We start from the raw sequence: 20,506 nt of genomic DNA on the forward strand, positions 1-20,506 counted from the left end.
CCCACTGGCTGCCTAATTTAAGAAAACTGGCCTCCGGCAATCCCGGTGCGGTTCAGGTCGATAAAACGGCGTTCGTCTACGGGGTGGAAGGTCGGGCCTACAATCGCAGTCGACAAGGAAAATCTGGCAGCACTTGGTTGCGCGGATGAAGGAACTGCCGTCACCATAGTTACAAATCGTCGCCTCGTAGAAGTCGAGGGCGCGGGGGTGCGTGCCGTAAAACTCTCTGAGGAATTGCAGCCGCCGTTTGCCATCGGAACGGCGCTGATTAACGGAAACACGATTTGGATTGGTTTCAACGCCGGGGAATGGGGTGGTGGGCTTCGACGGATAACGCGCGGCGAAGGAAAAATCGAAGTCGTTGAGAAGAACCAGTCTGGAGAGCTTTGTGGGGGGCCGCTCAACACAGAGTGCGACCCGGTGAATGGGATCGTCGCCTCGCCCTCAAATCCTTCCTGCGTGGTGGCAGCAGTCGGTCTTGTGCACATGATGTCCCACGGTCGCATCGTCGAGGTGTGCGACGAAACGGTACGACGCCTGTATTTTAAACCGGATAATCCTCAGCCTCCATACGGTAAGCTTGATAAGGGAGAGCCCGCGAGCACAACTGCCTTCTTTGGCCTGACGCGCGCTGGCGATACGGTGTGGGCGCTTGGCACAGATGGGCTTTATCGGTTTGACGGGTCATCGTCGCCCCAGTTTCGTTCGCTTCCAAAGTTTGAAAATAGAGGCGGCTATCAGGTCAGCTTTGACGTGCCCGGTGTTGTTCTGCTGATGACCGATGTGAACCAGCGTCGATCGCTAAGTGGCGCGGTGCCAATTATGGTGCCACGCTGAATGTCAGTAATGCCGGCGGGTCCGGAACGGCACCTTTCAGATTAAAATCATGAAATCCGGTCGTTCCGGTTTCGAGAGGCCAGCACACGGCCTGAAACGCCAAAATTACGGGGAAAGCTGCCGTCGCAAAAAAACTTGCGATGCTTAAATGATCCCAAGAGTTTCTGGAAGATTTGATACAAATTCGACGCGGTCAGGATAAGACCCCACCCAGGATCGGATGCCCTGCGTGAGCGCAGCGCGAGTTTCCGGTGTGGCCATCTGTAAATTGGCTGCCAAATCCTCCAGCGCTGATACGGCGGCGTCAGGGTCGACGATCCGATCATCCGAAAATTCCAAGAACATTGCGACGTCGATCAACGCCTTCGCCACCTGCGGATCAAACATATACAAACTCCTGTGCACGAGACGTTACAAGGCGCAGCGACCGCAACGGCGCGAATTAAGCGAGTTCGAACTGCACCGGCACTGTGAGTTCCACTGTGTCCGGGCGGCCGGAGGGAATGGGAGGTAACGGCTGTGCGCGCCGGAGCGTATCGAGTGCGGCCTGATCCAGTGTGAAGAAGCCAGATTTGCGAACAATGGTGCTGGTCAGCACCGTTCCGCTCCTGTCCATCGTGAAGCGGACGTAGACAACTCCTTGCTGACGTGTGGCACGCGCGCGGGGCGGATAGCGGCGAAAGCGTTCGAGATGGGCAAGCACCGAGGCTTCCCAGTCCGGCCGGGTCTGGCTGGAGAGGCGTTCGGCTGTCGGGGCCGCGATGCTTTTGGGGGCAGTCGTTTGCGGCACGGGCGGGCCGGGATCGTCAATATCCGGCGGTTTGGGCGCAGTCGTTTCCGCAGGTGATGCCGGGCGAAGCACGATGGGCGGCGGCGGGATGTCCTGCTTCGGTTGGGGTTTGCTGTCCTGCCTTTCCACCTGAACCGGCCCCGGCGGCAGTTCCCGCACCGGATCGGGAGGCGCAGCGAGGGGGCGAAACTCGACCACGAGAGGGCGAGAGGGGGCGACGAACGCCGGTCTCACCACCTGCCAGGTGAACAGCAGGGCAAGCGCCGAGAGTCCGGCGATGCAGGACGTTCCCGCGAGGCCCGCGAGGCGGGAACTCCAAGCTGTGGGGTTCTCGCTGTAGCGTCCCCTCGGGTTGCTCGCGGCGGTCGTCGTGAGGCTATTCGGGTAGGTCGGTGCAAAGCGAAGGCCTGGCCTCATGCGTTTCCTCCCGGTTCCACTTTCGGTTCCGGGCGCCGGAGGATCCAAAATGCCCAGAACAGCATGAAGGCGCCGATCGCGGCGGCGGTCAGCGGGCGCGGATGGACGTGGAACCAGAACAGCGCGAAGCCCAGCGTCATACCGATGCAGGCGGCGATCTTGGCATGGCGCGGCACCGCACGCTCCTGCCGCCATGCCCGGAGGCTGGGGCCGAAACGCGGGTGGTTCAGCAACCATGCTTCCAGTCTCGGCGACGAGCGGGCGAAGCAGGGCAGGGCCAGCAGCATGAAGTCGGTGGTCGGCAACAGCGGCACGAAAATGCCGACGAAACCGACCGCGACCAGCGCAAGGCCCAGTGCCAGCCATGCACTGCGTACCATGCGCCCGCTTTTCAGCAGATCCGGCGTCGGTTCCGCTTTTGCGACTTCAGGCGCCACCTCAGGCAAGGTTGGCATCGATGTGGGCCTGAACCCGCGCAAATGCGGCAAGAGCGCCTTCATCGGCCATTGCCTCCTCAGCTTCGGAGAGCGGCACGGCGTCGAGCGCGGCGGTGAAAGCGCGCCAGTGCGGCGCCGGGCCGGCTTCGGCCGGGGCGAGATGGCGGGCGCCGAAGGTGTCCGACAGCGCAAGCTTCTGCGCTTCCTTGCGCAGCAGTGCGGCGCCCATGTTGGAACCCTCCGCGACATAGAGCCAGCCCAGCGCGGTGCCGAGATCGGCCGGGGCATCCAGCGTAAAGGCCGGGGTCTCGGCGGCGGGCAAGTCGAGGCCGAGATCGTCCATGTCGTCGATCACGCGGGCCATGCGGCAGCGGCTGGCGAGATCGGGGAAGGCATCGCGCAGGCGGGCGTCGGCATAGAGCGCCTCGACATCGCGGTGGAACAGGTACTGGATGCGCAGGAATCGTTTGTAGCCGTCGAGCGTGGCAAAGGATGCGGCGGACATGATCGAGCTGTCCACTCCTTCGTGAACGGGGCTGGTGGCGGCCTTGAGGCGCTTGGCCCGGCTTTGGCCGACGTTCTGGGCGGGATCGGTGATGGTCATGGTCATCATGGTCTCCTGGTGCTGGGTGGTTTTCAGAAAGTGCGGCTGAGGCGCAGGCTCGCGCTCGTGCGGCGGTAGGAATAGAGCCAGTCGATGTTGCTCTCGACGCGGGTGTGCTGGAGCACGAGTTCGGGGACGAGCCTTGCGAATTGCAGGGCCGGGAAACGGGCAATGGCGGTGGCGTTGTACTGGTCGTCGCGGCGGCGGGCGGCGAAGACCTCGTTGAAGGCACGGGTGTCGCGGTGGCGCCAGGAGCCGATCAACAGCAGGCTGGCCGCCTTGCCGAACGTCCTGTTCACCCCCAGTCGCGCGCCCCACTGGCGATAGGCATCGACTTTGGCCGGGGCGTCCTTGCTGGCGAAATCCGGCCCGGCAAACAGGCTCCAGCCGGGGAAGGGGGCGTACCAGGCGGTCAGGCTCAGGTCCGTCATCGCACCGTCCTGCGAGCGGAACACGCGCTGGCGATAGCGGTAATCGCGGTAGTTGGCCTCGATCCGCAGCAGCGTTTTTGGCGAAAGGACGTGCTGCCACAGGGCATTGCCGCCCGGTGCCTCGTAGAGCAGCGCGGATCCGAAAGTGCCGAGATCGAGCGAGGGCGACAGCGTTACGGTGTCGCGCGCGGACTGATATTGATAGCCGATCCGCAGCATCAACGTGGACTGCGAATAGCCGTGATGTTGCGGGTAGATGTCGCCGAACAGCAGGGCGTTTGCCCGCAGCGCGTTGTGGCCGGACAGCGGCAGGGTACGGCCCAGCGTGCCTTCGAAATTGAGACCCGTGGCACGGATCGGATCGGGCACCTTGCGCTCGAACAGGCACGATCCGTCGGTGGCGGCCAGCAGGCAGGTATAGCTGGCCGACGACTGGTTGAGGTTGTTGCTGTAGCCGGGGCCAAGCGCGACACTGCCTTGCCAGCCGCGCCGTTGTTTCAGGGCGCCGAGGAAGGCATCGACGGTGGCGAGAACCCCGCGCGTCTGGTCGCCCTGCGCGCTGAGCAGACGGCGGATGTCCTCGAAAGCAAGCCTGGCTTCGCGGTCCTTGCGGTTCTCGAACAGCACGCGCGCCAGGTCCAGCCGGGCGGGCATGAAATCGGGGCTGAGCCTGAGCAGCGCGCGGTAGTGGCGCTCGGCTTCGGCCAGCTGGCCGCCCTGGCGGGCAAGGGCACCCTCGGCGCTGAGGACCAGCATCGGGTCGTGATCGGGATAACGGCGATAGGCGGCAAGGAAGCGGTGCACGTCGCGCCACTGCCTGCGCCCGATCGCGATGTAGAGCGCGCGGCCCATGTCGTCGACATTGTCGCCGACCACATAAGTGGTGCCGTCCACTTCCAGCGAGGTGGGCAAAGTGTCCCAGTCCTCGGCATCCTTCAGGCGCTCGCGTTCGGCTTTGCGCTGCTGCACGTCGGCCTGCTGGTCGAGGCGCAGGCGGGTGTCCTGATCATTCGCGCTTTGCGCTGCCGCTTGGGCGGGCAGCAGCATGACTGCCGGAGCGGCGCAGAGGAGGAGCCGAAAGGATATGGGGTGAAGCATCATGTCTCGTCCGAGGGACGTTGGCGAAGAGGACGGGGCCGGACCGTTTGTGCCGGATTGGCCCGACCCCGCCTCCTCGTTCAGGCCGCCGGGGTTACTGCGTGCCGCCGAAAGCGGTGTCGTACTGGCGGCTGCCCGCGAAGGTCGCGACACCTGCCAGTGCCTGCGCGGCCGAGCCGAAGAACTGGCCGCTGACAGTGCCACCGGAAGCCAGCGTGGCGTTGGTGGCGGCGTTCGAGGCCGTCGCGGTTACGCCGGAGATCTGCGAGCCGAGGATATCGGCGGTGCCGATGTCCACCTTCAGCGAGGCGTTCTGGATCGAGCCGGTGAGCGTGCCGGCACCGAAGTTGGCCGTGAAGTTGCCGGTCAGCTGCGCGCCGCTACCGGCGTAGTTGCTGATGCCCTTGACGGCGTAAGTGGCGGTGCCGCTGGTCGGGACGCTGGCGTCCGCCGTGGCGCCGGTGCCGCCGTAATAGACGGTGTGATCGCCCGCCGTGGCGCTGCCGGTCTGCGACCATTCGCCGTAATAAACGTCATGGGAGCCGACCTTGGCATAGTCGAAACGGCCGTACTTCGAGTGGTCGGTGGTGGCCTGCGTCGTGTTGACGAAGCTGGTCACGCCGTTCGCATCGGTGCCGAGAATGCCCTGGAGGCCCTGGAAGTCGATGTACTGGGTGGGCAGCATGCTGGGCACGTTGACGCCCACGCGTCCCGGAACGTGGATCGAGCCTGCGGAGACGGTGCTGACACCGATCTTCACCTTGGTGGTGTCGCTGGATTCACCGACGACCTGGGCATGGGCAGCGCCTACCATGGCGCCAGAAATTGCAAGGGAGAGACCAAAGGCCTTGAGATGAGAGAATTTCATTCTACTTCTCCTGCGTGTTGGTGCGCCTGATCGTCAGGCGCATTCCTCCAGGGTCGCTGTCGTTGTCCGGGTCTGTCAGGATTGCTGGACGCGGTGGCGGCCCTGAAATTCTGTCTAGAACTTCCCCGTCAGGCTGAGCCGCACCGTCCTGCCCGGAGCGGGCAGCATGGAGCGCGACAGGGGATCGAGATAATAGCGGTTGTTGAGGTTCAGCCCGGTCAGTTCGGCGCTGAAGCGCGCGTTTATCCGGAACTTGGCATAAGCATCGAGCGTGACGATCTCGCCCCAGGTATAGGGGATGTTGAGCGCACACCCGCCCACGCAATCGTTCTCCTGCGTGAATTCCGAAAGCTGCGGATTGTCGTAGGCGCTGTACCAGGTGAGCCGTCCGCCCAGTTCCAGCCGGCGATCGAGGAAGCGCCCGCCCACCGTCCAGTTGAACGAGTCCTCGGGCGTTGCCTGCGTGAGCAGGAACCCGGCAAGGAAGCCGTATTTCACGCAGTCCGGCACCCGTCCGCGCGACGGGTCGAGCTGGGTGGCGATGGATTCATCGCAGGCCTTGTTGGTGGTCATGTGACCGGCGCTGATGTCTGTGAAGAAGCGGCCGTTGTCGAAGCGGGCCTGAAGTTCGAATCCGGCGATCACCTGCCGGTCGAGGTTGGAGAACATCATGTTGGTGCTGCGCTCGATCACGTTGCGCGTGGTATTGTGATACCAGGTGAGCTTGAGGTCGGCGTGCTGGTCCTCTCCGCCGAGGCCCAGCAACGGTCGCAGATCCTGAATGAATGCGGCTTCCCACGAGCGCATGCGCTCCGGCTTGAGTTTCGCCAGCGGATTGATCGAGGCGCCGAAGCCGATCGTGCTTTCGAACATGCTGGGGAAGCGCAGCGCCTGCGCATAACGCACGTAAGCGCGGCTGCTGTCGCTGAAGATGACGGTGGCCGAAGCCGTTGGCGTCCAGCCATGGGCGGACTTGCGCGTCGCTTCGGTGATGGGAACGGCTACGAGGCTGGGGCTGACGACGCATGAACCGGCCACGAGATTGGTCAGGCTGTCGAGCGAACCGTTCAGGCAGATGTTGTCGGCACGCCTATACCGGCCGTTCGCGCCTGCCTCCCATCGCGGGCCGGTATGGGTCCATGTAAATGGCGTCGGGTTGGCGGCGTATCGGGCCACATTACGGGCGATGACGCGCTCGATCGTCTCGGGGTTTGCGCCGCTAGAGGCGTACTGTTCGCGTAGTGACGCTTCATAGGCTGCAACGCCGAATTCGTTGGTCCGGTACGATGTGGTCCAGTCTCCCACCATATAGGTGTTCACCGAGCCGCCTTGCAGCGCGAGATACCTGGGCAGGAAGTCGTCCTTTGCCCAGTAGCCGGAATAGGCAAGACCCGCGTTCAGCTTGAGGAAGCGGGTGGGCTTCCATTCGCCGCTGAAGTTGATGCGATATTCCTCGCGGCGACCGGCGCGTGGCAATTGCCGCCAGCCATTGGCGACGGCATTCGAGTATTCGTCGTCCGAACGCAGCTTCTCGTGCTGCCAGTTGCCTTCCAGCAGGAAGCTGAGCGTGTCGGAGAGCGCGAACTGGTTGCTGGCAGTGAAGCCGAAACGGTTGTTGCGCGCGTTCATGATCGCGCTGTTGATGATGATGGGATCGGCGATCGATGCCGAATTCGGGAAACCGCCGGAGCTGTAGGTGTCGCTGACGGTATGCGTCAGCCAGCCGGTGGCACGAAAGTCCAGCCAGCGGCTGCCCGGCTGCCACTTGTACTCGGCGTTATAGGCCTGCGCGTGAACCTTGCTGAGCGGCCACTGGATGTTGCCGAAGTAATTGCCGTCGGTGGTCATGATGCGCGAGGGCATGATCTCGCCGAATTTCGTGCGGCTGTCGCGGAAGCCGAGTTGCAGAGCCTGATCGTCGGCGATGTGCCAGGTGGCCTTGAGCAGCACCGATTCCAGCTCGCTCGAGGTGTTGGGCACCTCGTTGCCCGGCTCGTAGTTGAGGCCGAGGATACGCACGTAAGTATCGGCGTTCTGCGGCAGACCCTCCTGCTGGTAGTAACCCGCGCCGGTCTTGCCCGAGAAGTAGTTGCCGCGTTCGCGGAAGGCATAGGCACCCATCAGGTCGAGATCGCCCACGCGGCCCGCCACGGCGAGCCTGATCGCGCGGTCGCCGAAGGAGAAGCTTTCGTTATCGTCCGAAGTGCGCAGGTTCACCCGCAGTGAGGAATCGCAATAAGGGAACGTGGGAGAGCCGCCGCTTGCACAGAGGAAGCCCGGCACGTCGTTGTAGTTCTGCCCGGTCAGCAGCGTGGGCAGGCGCGGGTTGGTGGAGTTGTTGCCGCCTTCCAGCCGCAGCTCGAAACCGAAGCTCTGGCCCGGTTGCAGGATGTCGTCGGCATCGAGGGTGTTGATCACCACGGCGCCGCCGGTCGATCCGTTGATCCCGCGCGCCGAGACCGGCCCCTTGAGCACTTGCACGCCCGAGATCAGGCTGGGGTCGATGTAGCTGCGGTTGCTGGCGCCGTTGTAGCCGCGCCATACGGTCAGCGCCTGTTCGGTGCCGTCGATCACGACGGGAACGCGGCCCGGTCCCTGAATGCCGCGAATGCTGGGGTCGATGGCGCCGCCGTTGCGGGCATCGCCGCTGTAGACGTTGACCATGCCCTTGAGCACGTCGGCGGTGTTGACGCCCTTGTAGCGCTCGACCTCGTCTTTGCCCGCGTAGACGGAGGACATGTCCTGATCGTAGACGGCGTCCTTGCGGCGAGCGTCGCGCTCGGCGCCGGTTTCCGAGGTTGCCTCGATGCTCTGCGCCTCGACCCGCAGCGTGCCGAGATTCACGGCGCCTTCCTCAGCGGGCAGATCGGCAGCGGCCTGCCGCACGCGGGCGAGAGTGACGACGTTGCCTTCGATGCGGAACGTGAAACCGCTCGCTGCCAGAAGCCGGGCTAGTGCGTCCTGCGTCGACATTCTGCCGCGAAGGCCCACACTGTGCTGGCCTTGGAGGTCGGCGGCGTTGATGCTGACCTGAAGGCCGGACTGGCTGCCGAAATCCATCAGCGCTTCATCGAGCGCCTGCGCAGGAATGTCGAAGCTGCGGATTGCCTGTGCCGAACCTGTCTGTGCCGCTGCCACGCTCGGCCACGCCAGCACGCTTGTCGAAGCCGTTGCCAGCAGAATTCCTGCAATAGCTCGGACGTGCCCTGACCGCCCGTATTTTCCCCCCGAGATCACACTGTCGCTCCCTGTGCCTGAATGTCGATGCATCAAATGCTAATGATAAGCATTCGCATATCTCATTGACGGGTGGGCGAGAGAAACTTCCGGAAGAAAATGCAAAAAATTTATAAAATCATGATTTAAAACAAGAAAAGTTCTACAAATGGGAGGGGCGACTTACTCCACGGTGACGATTTTCAGCCACGGCGTAATGCGCCTGATGCGGATGGGGTGCGCTTTCCCGAGCGCGGACAGGGCCGCTTCCGGATCGCGAAGATCGTAGATCCCGGTAACCCGGCGCGAAGCCACGCCCGCCCCTCGAACGACCATATAGCCACCGTACCAAGGACGCAGCGCGTCGAGCACTTCGCCGACCGGCCGGTCTTTCACGAACATGCGGCCATCGACCCATCCGGCGACGCGCTCTGCGCGCATCGCGCCGCGTTGGGCATGACCGTCTGCCGCAAGCGAAACCGTCTCGCCCCGGTGCAGCACGGTGCGTGGGTCGTGTCCGGCGTAATCGACCGCGACGATGCCGCGGCGCACGGCCACGGCGGCATCGGCGGAAACACCGTCCACTTCGAACGCCGTGCCCAATACGGTGACCACGGTATCATCGGCCATGACCCGGAACGGACGCGAATCATCGTGCGCGACGTCGAAATAGGCGCGGCCGCGCAGCAGGTGCGCGGATCGCGCCTTGCCGTCGATGTCGAAGGACAAGGCGCTGTCCGGCGCCAGCGTGACGCGGGTGCCGTCGTCCAGCGCGACCGACCTGACTTCGCCTGCGCCGGTCAGTTCCTGCGCGCGAAGGCGCAGCGCCATGTCCGGCGCGAACGCGAGGCAAAGGCAGGCGGCAAGCCCAAGTCCCCCGGCCATACCCCAGCGTTGGTTGGGAAAACGGCGCCGTTCGGTCCGCTGCGGGAGCTTGAAGACGTTGTCCGAAGCTGCCACTTCGTGCGCAGGCGCATTGTCCTGAACGATGATCGAGGGGAACGCGGTTTCGACCGTGGAGGCCAGATCGAGCGCCGCATTCCAGCTCGCCCGATGCGCGGGGCTGCTGTCCAGCCATCCGTCGAACGCGGCGTGCACGTTGTCATCACCCGGCTGGTCGTCGAGGCGTACCAGCCAGTCCAGCGCCTCCCGGTCGAGCGCGCTCATGTTCCTGTCTTCGCTAATCATGGAACCTGCGTCTTTCCCGCCGAATGTCCGAAGTTTTTTCTCTCGTTATCTGGACGACGAATGATGCCGCAATTTTTCCGGAAAAATGTGATCATCGCCGTGGCCCTCCTGGTCGAAGGGCTTTGCGGCAGTGCTCCAGTGCGGAAACGACTAACTCATGAACGAGGCTCTTCGACAGCCCCAGCCGCGTGCCGACTTCGACCAGCGTCAGCCCTTCGACCCGGTGCAAAAGAAAAGCGTTGCGGGTTCGCTCGGGTAGGCGGGAGACGGCATCCATGACATGGGCGAGCTCGCTCGCTGCTTCCACTCTCGCCTGTGCGGAAGGCATGTCGCTGGCGATCCGCTGTGCCGCGTCGATCTCATCCTGTGCAAACAGGCGGCTCTCGAAAGCGCGCCGCCGTCTGGCATCGAGCGCAAGATTGCGGACGATCCGGAATAGCAGGCGGTCGGGTTCGTGGATCGTCTGGACGGCGGCAGCCGCGATGAACCGCGTCCATGCGTCCTGCACGACATCTTCGGCCCACCCGGCGTCGCCGGTAATCGTCGATGCGTAACGGATGAGGGCGACACGGTTCTTGGCGAACACGCCGAGATGATCCCGCGTTTCCGATTCCGCATTGCTCCCGAGGGACTTATCCATTTGCGGGCCACTAGCAGATCACTTGTTGCGAACCAATCGCAAAAACACGAAATCATGCGCGATGACCCTGTCCCCGTTTCGGCACCGGCCGGAACTCCCTATAAACCGCTGCATCAATGAAGGGCATCTGTGGACGCCCCTTCGGATGCAAGCAGTAAATCGGGGTATGTTGGCACGTAGTCGGATGCTGTCATCTGTCCGGCCTCGATGAGCAGCGCCATAAGCTGCGGGCCAGTATGGGAGTTCGCGGACTGGATCCATTACAGGTTTACGCGCTTGGCTAGCGCTCTGCCATTCCCTGGTTCTTCCAGCCCCGTCTCGCCGACTGTTGTGCCATACCCTCCTTCGACCGTCTACGTCCCCGACGCCTCTGACCGCAGTCTTGGCTTACGCCGCGACAGCTGTCGGAGCTCTGTAATTTTCCTTTTTGGTAAGCAGCGCCCAGACCATGCGCGCCATCTTGTTGGCGAGCGCTACCGAGACGAGCATGCGCGGCTTGCGCGCCAGCATCCGCTCAAGCCATGAGCCGGCAGGCGCGCCAAACCGGCATGCCTGGCGTACCATCGAGCTGCCGCCGATGATCAGTAGCCGTCTGATCGTCCGCTCGCCCATCTTCGATATGCTGCCGAGCCGCTGTTTGCCGCCGGTCGAGTGCTGACGGGGGGCGAGGCCAAGCCAGGCCGCAAAGTCGCGCCCCTTACGGAACGTCTCGATCGGCGGGGCCAGCGCGATGATGGCGGTCGCCGCGATAGGACCGATCCCTGGGATGGTCATTAGCCGCCGGGCTGCTTCATCCTCCTTGGCACGCCGTGCGATCTCACGGTCCAGCACGGCAACCTGCTTGTCGAGATCGGCCAGCATGTCGACCATGAGCTTGAACATGGGTCGTGCCGCTGCAGGCAGACTTGAAGTCATTTCCTCATCCTCGAGCAGGTCGGCGAGCATTGTCATATGCGCTGTGCCGCGCGGCGCTACCCAACCATACTCCGCTAGGTGCCCGCGGATGGCGTTGATCAGCTGAGTGCGCTGCCGCACCGCTAGGTCACGTGTGCGGAACACGAGCCCTGCGGCCTGTTGCTCTTCGCTCTTCACCGCCACAAAGCGCATGCCTGGGCGCTGCGCAGCCTCGGCAATCGCTTCAGCATCAATCGCATCGTTCTTGTTCCGCTTCACGAATGGCTTCACGTAAGATGGCGGGATCAGCCGCACATCGTGCCCCATCGTCTGTAGCTGACGCGCCCAATGATGGGCGCCACCGCACGCCTCGAGCGCTACTATGCATACCGGCTGACCTGCGAAGAACTCGAGCAGTTTGCCTCTCGTCAGCTTGCGGCTGAAAACCATCGCGCCCCGCTCGTCAGCGCCATGCGCATGGAAAACGTTCTTCGCGATATCCAGACCGATTGTGGTAACCTGTGACACGGACGCCTCCTCAGTGGTGCTTCAACACCTCCACTTTGCCATAAAGGCCGTCGGGGGGCGTCCACCCCATCAGGTTTCGGGGAGCGCCTTGCCGTCGCCTACGGCAGCTATCTACCGATCTGAGCCGGTGAGGCGCCGCGTAGCCACCCGAACGTCACAGCCTCACGAACTGGGTAAGTTGCACTAACGCATTTGAAGTACGGGCAAGTGAGAGCAATCCGATCACGCTTGTTGCGGCCATCCCATCTTCAGCGACATCCAGGCCCCGTCAAATTTTCCGCTCAAGGGAGCCAAGCCGGCGTTCCTGCCGATCGCGTCGATATAGTCGGCGATCTCGGCGCGCTTAGCCGCGTCGGGCACCACCGGTCGCCCCGGCGGCGCGAACCAGATGGGTAGGAAGCCGGTTTCGACGTTGCCATCGGGATGAATCCGGCATCGACCGACCAACCCGTTGACGGCCTCGGGGTGGAAGGGGGCCAGCGGATAAGCGGGGTCGGGTTCGAAGCCGAACATCGCCTTGCGCCGCTGCGCCCATTCGGCGCGGGCGGGATGGTCCTGGGCGGGCGCCAGTGCACGCGTGACGACGCAGCCGTTGCCCAATCCGTGAAAGATCGGCCGTCCCCGGTGGAACTCGATGCCGCGGGCGATGTGGGCATGGTGACCGATGAGGACATCGGCGCCCGCGTCGACCGCCGCCTGCGCCAGCGGCCGTTCGTAAGGTGCCAGTGCTGCGGGGCGATGCGTGATGCCCTTGTGCAGGGCCACCACCAGGAAGTCAGCCTGCTTGCGCACTTCGGCAATGTCGCGGGTCATCTGCGCCACCGACGCCGGATCGGCAGCGACCAGCTCGGCCTGGGGACGAGAAGGACCGCCATCGGCAGCGAGGACATTGACATAGGCACTGCCCGCCCGCGTGTCGGTGGCCCAGCTGATCTCGGGGCCGACGCAGTTGTAGCTGAGCAAGGCGATGCGCTTGCCGCCGCGACTGACCACGGCGGGCCTGCGCGCCAGCGACAGGTTCGCGTCGGCACCGGCGTGGGCGATGCCGAGGCGATCGAGTTCCGCGTTGGTGTCGGCAATGCCGATCGCGCCGCAATCGGCGATATGGTTTCCGGCCATCGAGAGCATGACGATCCCGGCGCGGGCGATCGCGGCCAGGTGCGCGGGCTCGGCGCCGGGTGCGGGAACGTCGCCCTCCAGTTCCTCGCCGCGCAGGGTATGCGGCACTTCCAGGTGCCCGATCGCCAGATCTGCGGCGCGCGTGACTTCGGCGATGCCCGAAAGCCAGTGGTCCGGTTCGGGCACGTCGAGGATGATGTCGCCCAGAAACAGGATGTCGATCGGATCGCTCATGCCGCCATACCCTCGCCGCGCAGCGCCGCAACGGCAGCTGCGTCGTAGCCCAGTTCCGCGAGGATCGCCTCGCCGTCCGCGCCGAGCACGGGCACACGGCGGAGCGGGGCGGGGGGCGAAGCGCCGTCGGGTTCGCCAGCGGTGATGAAGCCCGGGCCCATCGTCGCCAGCGGCCGGTCGTGACCGGGAAGATCGACCATGTCCAGCGAGCCGCGCTGCACGATGTGCGGATGGGTGACGATGCCGCCGACGTCGCGGATCATCGCGGCGGGCACTTTGGCGTCCGTCAGGGCTTTTTCGAGATCCTCGGCCCGCCATCCGGCCAGGCGATCCGTCAGCCAGGCGCGCACGAAATCGTGGTTCGCCACGCGCGCCGCGTGGTCGGCCATGCGGGGATCGGAGAGCATCGCTTCTGCGCCGAGCGCCCGCAGCAGCGCTTCCACTTGCGTCTGGTTGTTGGCGCCGAGCGCGATCCAGCCTTCGCCGGTCGGGTAGAACTCGGAGGTGGGAACCATGCGGAAGCCGCGATTGCCGCTGCCGCCCGGCGTCTGTCCCGTATAGCTGTGGACGGAGACGGTCTGGTTGGCCAGCTTCAGCGCGGCGTCCAGCATGGCGACGTCGACATGCTCGCCCGCACCGGTCGCGTCGCGGCGGCGCAGGGCGGCAAGCGTGCCGATGACCGCGATATAGCCGGTGAAACTGTCGATGATCGGCAGGCCGATCTTGCGCGGCTCGCCGTCGATGGCGCCGAGCGCGGCGATGCCGGAAATGGCTTGGGCTATGTGATCGTAGGCGCCCCACTGCGCGAGCGGGCCGCTCTGCCCGAAGCCGGTGATCGAGACCACGATCAGGCGCGGATTGCGGCGGCGCAGATCCTCGATCGCGAAGCCCAGTCGGGCCAGAACGCCGGGGCGGTAGTTCTCCACCAGGATGTCGGCGCGTTCGACCAGCTTCCACAACACGTCCCGGGCGGCGTCGATCTTGAGATCGAGCGCGATCGAACGCTTGCCGGCGTTGATCGAGGCGAAGGGAACGCTGAGCAGCGGCTCTCCCGCGTGTTCGGTATAGTGGCGGAAGCCGTCGCCGACATGCGGCGGCTCCACTTTCACCACTTCCGCGCCCAGCTGCACCAGGGCATTCGTGCAGGTGGGGCCGGAAATGGCATGCGTCAGGTCGACGACGCGGATTCCGTCCAAGGCATTCATCGCGAGGCTCCCTGACGGCTGGAAAAGACACCCGCCGCTTCGAGCGCTTCGGCGTCGAAGCCCAGTTCGGCGAGGATGGCGGCATTGTCCGCACCCGGCAGCGGGGCGGGGCGATGCTGGACCGGCGGGCAGGCGGAGAGGCGGAAGGGCGTTCCGACCTGCTCGACCGTTTCCTTCTCTCCGAGGGCCGCCTCATCTCCGATCGGGAGCGTCACATGCATGCCCCGGGCTTTGGCGTGCGGGTGGCGCAGCGCCTGGCCGGGCGTCAGCACCGGCATGACCTGGGTATCGGCCGCTTCCAGCAGCGCCAGCCAGTGCGCCCGGTCCCGGCTTGCGAAAAGTGCGGCGAGGTCTTCATGCATGGCCGGGTGGGCGGCGAGGTCGAACTGACGCGCCGCATAGTCTGGCCGCTCCATGGCCTCGCAGAAGCGCGCCCAGTAGCGCGGCTCCATGTCCGTGGTGCAGAGCCATTCGCCGTCCGCGCAGCGCCAGACGCCGCCCTTGGGATGCCAGTCGCCACTGGGGAAGCCGATCTCGGTCGGGTCCTGCGCACGGCCCAGCGCCACCATCAGCAGCGGCATGGCAGCGTCGGTCATGGCGACATCGACATGCTGCCCGGCGCCGCTCGCGTTGCGGGACTGGAGGGCGGTGAGGACCGCAATGGAGGCATGGGCGCCCGCCAGCACGTCCGCCACCTGGGCACCGGGGAGGGTCGGCTCGGGGGTGCCGTTCAGCCGCGAGAGCGCGCCCGCCAAAGCAAGTGCGGCGGGGTCGTGCCCGGCGCGTCCGGCCAGGGGGCCGGTCTGGCCGGTGAACGAGACCGAGGCGTAGATCAGGCGCGGGTTGATCGCGGCGAGATCCGCGTAGCCCAGCCCCATCGCCGCCATCACGCCGGGCCGGTAGTCCTCCACCAGCACGTCGGCCCGCTTCACCAGCGCGTGCAGCACCGGCGCGGCTTCGGGGTGGCCGGGATTCAGCAGCAGCGAGCGCTTGTTGCGCGTGTAGCTGGGGCGAGCGCGGCGCAGGCGCTCGGCCTGCTCGTCGGCGCCGGAGCCGAACATCGCCTGCGCCTTGGCGAGTTCGCGCGGATGTTCGATGCGGATGACTTCCGCGCCCATGTCGCCCGCCAGCCAGCCGAAGTAGGCGCCGGGCAGGAAGCGGGAGAAATCGAGGACGGTGAGCCCGGCCAGTGCGGTCATGCGGCGGTCCTTCTGCGGTCTTGCGCCATTTGCGCGCACGGCCCCTCGATGAAGGCGGCGATGCGGGCTTCGAGGTCGTTTGCGTCGGCGCGGTCCAGCGCATAGTTGTCGACGCCCAGTTCCAGCACCGGGATCCCGGCGGCGACCAGCGCCCGCAGGACGAAGGGATCGGCATCGTCCAGCGCGACGGCGCCGTCGATGCCGTGGGTCTGCGCCTCGTGGACATGCCAGGGCGCCGCCCAGCTCGGCATGCGCAATTCGTCACCCATCGTCAGGAAGCGGGCGGCGAGTGCGCGCAGCGGGGAGCGGGGGGAATCGCCCGTGCCGCCTTTCGCGTCGAACTGGCGGATGTACCCGTCGGCGGCCAGAGCGAGGTACATCGACCAGACGAAGACGGCGCCGTGGCTGTCTTCCCACTTCTGGTAGAAGGCGGTGTTGCTCCAGAGGCCGCGGCCGACCCACATGAGCCGCACTTTCTCGTCCGCGATGGCGCCGAGACCGGCGGCGGCCCTTTCCGAGACTTCCTCATAGAGCGCGCGGGCGGCGTCCCGGCCCCATTCGGTGCCGCGATGCCACTGGGGAACCATCGTCGCGGGCATGGAATCGACCACCCCGATCGGCGCGGGTACGGTCCGCGCGATCAGGTCGCGGGTCATGCGGTAGTATTCTTCCTGTTCGTTGACGAGGTTCATGACCTCCACGAACCGGTTCTCGTCGAAGCGCTGTCCGGTGGCGCTTTCGACTTCGGCGATCACCTGGCGAAGCTCGGCGACGAGCAGGTCGAGCCGTTCCGGTTCCAGCACTTCGTGCCAGCGGTCGGGCAGGGCCTCCCACCAGCGCGTCTCGATGGCCCAGCGGGGATCGACGGTGCGTTCGTAGACGAAGGCTGCGGCTCCGCTTTCGGAAGCCCAGGCCTCGAAGATCGCGGGCGTGGCGTCGCTGGACGCGATGGCCTGGACGAAGTTGGGGCGCGGCAGTCCGCCCCAGGGGGCCTGCTCGGCGTCCCGGTCCAGCGCAGCCGCGACCCCTTGCGCGCTGTAGGCTTCGGCGTCGGTCGGGTAGTGGCGCGAACGCAGGAGCGCGCGATAACGGCTGCTCTGCTGCTTGGCTGCGACGATCGAGGCCCACCATTGGTTGACCACGAAAGGTATGCCAAGCGCCCGCAGAATCTCCTGCGGGGCATTGGCGTTGACCATGGCGAACGGCGCCCCCGAAGCCACTTGGGCGCGGACCGAGGCGAACCAGTCGCGCTGGTAATCGCCGGAGGAGGCGGAGGCCTTGAGCACTTTGCGGCTGCGCGTGCGCGGGGCGGGGGCGGCAGAAGCGGCTGCTGCGGGTTTGGGAATGGCGGTCCCGGGCGCTGCCTCGTCCTTGCGCAAAGCTTTCACCAGCGGGGCGGTATCGTCGAGCGGGCATTTGAGTGCTGCGACGGCGGGCGCGCCGTCATGCTCCTGCCCGTTCAACGCGCGGTGGAGGGCCGCCACGGTCCACGGCGCGGCCTCGTCTCCGTCGAGGGTCAGGTGCAGGATCCGTTCGACCTTGCGTTCCCGCACGGCGGCCTGCGCTTCCTGCGCCAGCACTTCGCTGCGCGCGGCGGCGGCGGGGATGGTGTAAGCGGGGTCGGCCCACTCCGCCAGCGAGCGCGGGGTCGGGTGCATGGCGCGTGTGATGCCCCAGTCGTGCACTTCGCCGACGATGCGCAGGCCTTCGCGCTCGATCGCGGCATAGTGCAGGTCGGTCTCGTGCGGCGAACCGGCGCAGAGCGTCGCCGTGCCGGAAGCCTCGGGAAGGGCGGCTGCCTCATCGCGCAAGCCGCGCAGCAGGGGGATCAGCTCCTCCGGCGGCAGGATCGCCGCACAGCCGATGCTGCGCAACATATCCGTGCCGGAAAGGCGCGGGCGCAGCCTGTCCAGCTCGCGCAGCAAGGCGTTGACCGCATCGGCGGCCTCGGCCTCCCGCGCGAGGTCCGCCTCGGTGAAGGACGTGCCGCCCTGGGTTTGCAGCCAGTCGCGAAGCTGCGCGAGACGCGCAGCATTGTACGCTCGGCTGGAGGGGCGGTCGATGTGGAGCAGGTCGAGCAGAGTCACCGCCATGCCGGTCGGCGCGCCCAGGCGAGCGTTTTCGCGCAAGGCGGAAAAGACTTGCGCCTGTTCGGCGTCGGCGCGGGTGAACAGGACCGGATCGATCAGCCCCGGATCGAGCAGCCGTTCGGCGAGCAGGTGGGCGCGGCGCCGGGCTGCGGCAGGGCCGAGCAGGGCATCGGCACGCGGCGTCTCGACCATCGGGCGTGGAGCAAGTCGCACCGGCGCGAAGCCGGCGGCGCGCAGCAGCGGCAGCGGCGCGTCGCTGCCGATCGTCCGCAGGACCCGGCGGCCGTCGCCGCGCAGGCGGTCGGCCACGGCATCGGCATCGCCATAGGCGGCGGCGATCGCGGTCCGGATCGCCGAGGGAGCGCTGCCGACCGGCACCTCAGATCACTCCATCGGCGCGCAGCTGCGCGATCTTCTCTTGCGAATAGCCCAGGCGGCCCGCGAGGATCGTCTCCGCATGCTCGCCCACCCGCACGGGCAATACGTCGTCGAACCCGGTGCGCGCACCGGAGAACACGATGGGGATACCGGCGGTGCGCAAGTCGATGTGGGTATCGTAGTGCGGATGGTGGACTTCCATCGTCTCCGCGCGGGCGACCACGCGCGGATCCACCAGCGCGTCCTCCGGGTGCCGCACGGGCGCGACGGGCACGCCTTCCGCTTCGAGCAGGGCGACGACTTCGGCCGTGGGCAAAGCCCGCGACCAGGCGTTGATCATCGCTTCGAGCACGGCCGCATTGGCGACCCGGGCATCGCGGTTGGCATAGCGGCTGTTCTGCGAGAGATCGGGACGACCCATGGCGCGGAACAGGCCCTGCGCCAGCTTCTCGTGCACGGCGACCACCGCGACGTAGCCGTCGGCGCATTCGAAGACCCCGAACGGCGAAAGCCGCTGCACGGTCAGTCCGGTGCGCGCCTGCATCCCCGCCGCCGCCATCGCCGACCAGTTCTCGATCGCCACGAAGCTGGTGAGCGCGCCCAGCATCGATACGTCGATATGCTGGCCCAGCCCGGTGCGGTGCCGTTGCTCCAGTGCGGAAAGGATGCCGATCACCGCGAAGACGGGGGCGAGCATATCGGCGATGGGAATGCCGATGCGCACCGGCGGCTCGTTGTGCCCGCCGCTCGCGAACATGGCGCCGGACAGCGCCTGGATGATGATGTCCATGGCCTTGCCGTCCGCCGCCGTGGCTCCGAAGCCGCTGAGCGAGCAGTAGATCACGCCCGGATTCTCCGCCCGCGCCACCTCGTAGCCGATGCCGAGACGGTCCGCGGTGCCGGCGGTGAAGTTCTCGACGACGATGTCCGCGCCGCGCACCAGGTCGCGGAACACGTCCTGCGAACCCGGCTTCTTGAAGTCCAGCGCCACGCCGTACTTGCCGCGCGCGCGGGTGAGATGGGAGACGGAGACGTCGTCCTCGTGCCGGCGCTCCACGCCGATGCCGTCGCGCCCGACATAGGGGCTGTTCTCCCGCGCGAGGTCGCCGCCGCGCGGGTCTTCGATCTTGATGACTTCGGCACCAAGCCCGGCCAATAGGAGCGTGGCGTAAGGCCCCGCGAGCGCGCGGGTGAGGTCGACGACGCGCAGCCCTTCGAGCGGGCGGCCCAAAGCCGAGAGGTCGGGAGCGGAAGTGGCGGGATCGATGGTCATGGGCGGTTCTCCGTCGGCGCGCAGGCCTTGGCGCTGCCGGTGGTGATGAGGTGCTGTGCGGCCCGGAACACGGGCAGTCCGTCGATGCCCAGTTCGGACAGGCGCTCGGCCTGTCCCAGGGCGTCGGCGTTGTAGAGGCGGTCGAAGCGGGCCTGCTCGGCGGCGGGGAGCGGCGAAAAGTCCACGCCGTCGCTCTTGCCGAAGGCGATGCCGTCGGCCTCGGCCTGGAGCAGTTCGCGGTTCAGCGCCGCTTCCCAGTCCTTGCGGGAACGGACCAGCAAGGCCTGCAGGTCCTCCGGCAGCCGGGCCATGGCGCGATCCGAAATCGCGCGGGCCGGATAGGCGCCGCGGCTGAAGCGGATCGTGGTGAAGTGCTTGGCGACTTCGGAGAAGTGCAGGCTCTTTATGGTGTCGGCCGGAGCGACGACGCCGTCGATCACGCCCTTGGCCAGAGCGGAATAGACCTCGCTCATCGGCATGTTGACCGGATCGGCGCCGAGTTCCTTGAGCACGTCCACGGCATCGCTCTGCGCGCGCAGGCGCAGGCCGCGGAAGTCCTCCAGGTGTCGGATCGGCCGGGTGCGGGTGAGCACGCCCGGGAAATTGCCGCCCTGGACGGCCAGCACGCGCAGCCCGTCAAGTTCCTTGCCGAAGCCGGGGAAGCGACCGGCCAGGCAGTCGTAGACGGCGATCTGCTCGCCGATGTCGCGGACGCCGCCGTAGAAGCCGGACTGCACCCGCAGCAGGTGGGCGCCGCCCTTGGCGTAGATCGGCGTGATCAGCCCGATGTCGGCCACGCCGTGGCGGATTTCCTCCATGCTCATGTCGTTCGAGAGCAGCGCGCCCGACCAGTAGGAGCGGAAGGCGATGCGCCCGCCGCTGTCGCGGGCAACCTTGTCCATCCACTCCCGGTCGGCGCGGCTGAACGGGTGGCTGGGCGGATAGGGGCTGGCATAAGTCAGGGTATGTTCGGCGCGCGTCGTCGGGGCCTCGCCGCAGGAGGCGAGGGGAAGCGCGAGGGCGAGCGCGGCGGGGGCAAGCAGAAGCTTCAGGCGCATCG

Annotated in this window: 17 protein-coding genes; 1 reads left to right on the forward strand and 16 read right to left on the reverse strand. The window is 66.1% G+C overall.

Features of this window, described 5'->3' with window-relative positions; all coding sequences use genetic code 11:
* Positions 1-207 precede the first annotated feature (207 nt).
* A complete protein-coding gene (locus V7066_RS12160) occupies positions 208-837 on the forward strand; it encodes a hypothetical protein (RefSeq protein WP_334183301.1) in 630 nt (209 codons plus the stop codon).
* A gap of 144 nt (positions 838-981) precedes the next feature.
* Here the strand turns inward: V7066_RS12160 and V7066_RS12165 are convergent, their stop codons facing one another.
* From V7066_RS12165 to dctP, 16 genes are all read right to left on the reverse strand, one after another.
* On the reverse strand, positions 982-1,224 hold the full coding sequence (locus V7066_RS12165; protein WP_334183302.1) for a hypothetical protein: 243 nt from the start codon (positions 1,222-1,224) through the stop codon (positions 982-984).
* Between the two features lie 55 nt (positions 1,225-1,279).
* A complete protein-coding gene (locus V7066_RS12170) occupies positions 1,280-2,044 on the reverse strand; it encodes an energy transducer TonB (protein ID WP_334183303.1) in 765 nt (254 codons plus the stop codon).
* Positions 2,041-2,424 carry a YbaN family protein gene (locus V7066_RS12175; RefSeq protein ID WP_334183304.1) on the reverse strand — a complete coding sequence of 128 codons (384 nt, stop codon included), beginning with the start codon at positions 2,422-2,424 and terminating at the stop codon, positions 2,041-2,043. Before V7066_RS12175 ends, V7066_RS12170 begins: the two co-directional genes overlap by 4 nt.
* A gap of 58 nt (positions 2,425-2,482) precedes the next feature.
* Complete coding sequence (locus tag V7066_RS12180; protein WP_334183305.1) at positions 2,483-3,091, reverse strand: biliverdin-producing heme oxygenase; 609 nt, start codon at positions 3,089-3,091, stop codon at positions 2,483-2,485.
* Positions 3,092-3,117: 26 nt separating this feature from the next.
* Complete coding sequence (locus tag V7066_RS12185) at positions 3,118-4,617, reverse strand: porin family protein (RefSeq protein ID WP_334183306.1); 1,500 nt, start codon at positions 4,615-4,617, stop codon at positions 3,118-3,120.
* 91 nt (positions 4,618-4,708) lie between these two features.
* On the reverse strand, positions 4,709-5,482 hold the full coding sequence (locus V7066_RS12190; RefSeq protein ID WP_334183307.1) for a Slam-dependent surface lipoprotein: 774 nt from the start codon (positions 5,480-5,482) through the stop codon (positions 4,709-4,711).
* Positions 5,483-5,596: 114 nt separating this feature from the next.
* Entirely contained in the window at positions 5,597-8,620 is a 3,024-nt protein-coding gene (locus V7066_RS12195; RefSeq protein ID WP_334183308.1) for a TonB-dependent receptor, read from the reverse strand.
* A 261-nt stretch (positions 8,621-8,881) separates the two neighbouring features.
* Complete coding sequence (locus V7066_RS12200) at positions 8,882-9,886, reverse strand: FecR family protein (protein ID WP_334183309.1); 1,005 nt, start codon at positions 9,884-9,886, stop codon at positions 8,882-8,884.
* 91 nt (positions 9,887-9,977) lie between these two features.
* Positions 9,978-10,526 carry a sigma-70 family RNA polymerase sigma factor gene (locus tag V7066_RS12205; RefSeq protein ID WP_334183310.1) on the reverse strand — a complete coding sequence of 183 codons (549 nt, stop codon included), beginning with the start codon at positions 10,524-10,526 and terminating at the stop codon, positions 9,978-9,980.
* A gap of 387 nt (positions 10,527-10,913) precedes the next feature.
* Positions 10,914-11,948 carry an IS110 family transposase gene (locus V7066_RS12210; protein WP_334183311.1) on the reverse strand — a complete coding sequence of 345 codons (1,035 nt, stop codon included), beginning with the start codon at positions 11,946-11,948 and terminating at the stop codon, positions 10,914-10,916.
* Positions 11,949-12,170: 222 nt separating this feature from the next.
* Positions 12,171-13,301 (reverse strand): CapA family protein, encoded by a 1,131-nt coding sequence (locus V7066_RS12215; RefSeq protein WP_334183312.1) that lies wholly within the window; start codon positions 13,299-13,301, stop codon positions 12,171-12,173.
* Positions 13,298-14,506, reverse strand: a complete 1,209-nt coding sequence (locus V7066_RS12220; protein WP_334183313.1) for a CaiB/BaiF CoA transferase family protein — start codon at positions 14,504-14,506, stop codon at positions 13,298-13,300. The genes V7066_RS12215 and V7066_RS12220 overlap by 4 nt, the downstream gene beginning before the upstream one ends.
* Positions 14,503-15,705, reverse strand: coding sequence for a CaiB/BaiF CoA transferase family protein (locus V7066_RS12225; RefSeq protein WP_334183314.1), 1,203 nt, complete (start codon positions 15,703-15,705; stop codon positions 14,503-14,505). Before V7066_RS12225 ends, V7066_RS12220 begins: the two co-directional genes overlap by 4 nt.
* Positions 15,702-18,173 carry a 2-hydroxyacyl-CoA dehydratase family protein gene (locus tag V7066_RS12230; protein WP_334183315.1) on the reverse strand — a complete coding sequence of 824 codons (2,472 nt, stop codon included), beginning with the start codon at positions 18,171-18,173 and terminating at the stop codon, positions 15,702-15,704. The genes V7066_RS12225 and V7066_RS12230 overlap by 4 nt, the downstream gene beginning before the upstream one ends.
* Position 18,174: 1 nt before the next feature.
* A complete protein-coding gene (locus V7066_RS12235) occupies positions 18,175-19,446 on the reverse strand; it encodes a CaiB/BaiF CoA transferase family protein (RefSeq protein ID WP_334183316.1) in 1,272 nt (423 codons plus the stop codon).
* Complete coding sequence (gene dctP / locus V7066_RS12240; protein ID WP_334183317.1) at positions 19,443-20,504, reverse strand: TRAP transporter substrate-binding protein DctP; 1,062 nt, start codon at positions 20,502-20,504, stop codon at positions 19,443-19,445. Before dctP ends, V7066_RS12235 begins: the two co-directional genes overlap by 4 nt.
* Between the last annotated feature and the right edge of the window lie 2 nt (positions 20,505-20,506).

This window comes from Novosphingobium sp. (assembly GCF_036820275.1).
Taxonomy (GTDB): domain Bacteria; phylum Pseudomonadota; class Alphaproteobacteria; order Sphingomonadales; family Sphingomonadaceae; genus Novosphingobium.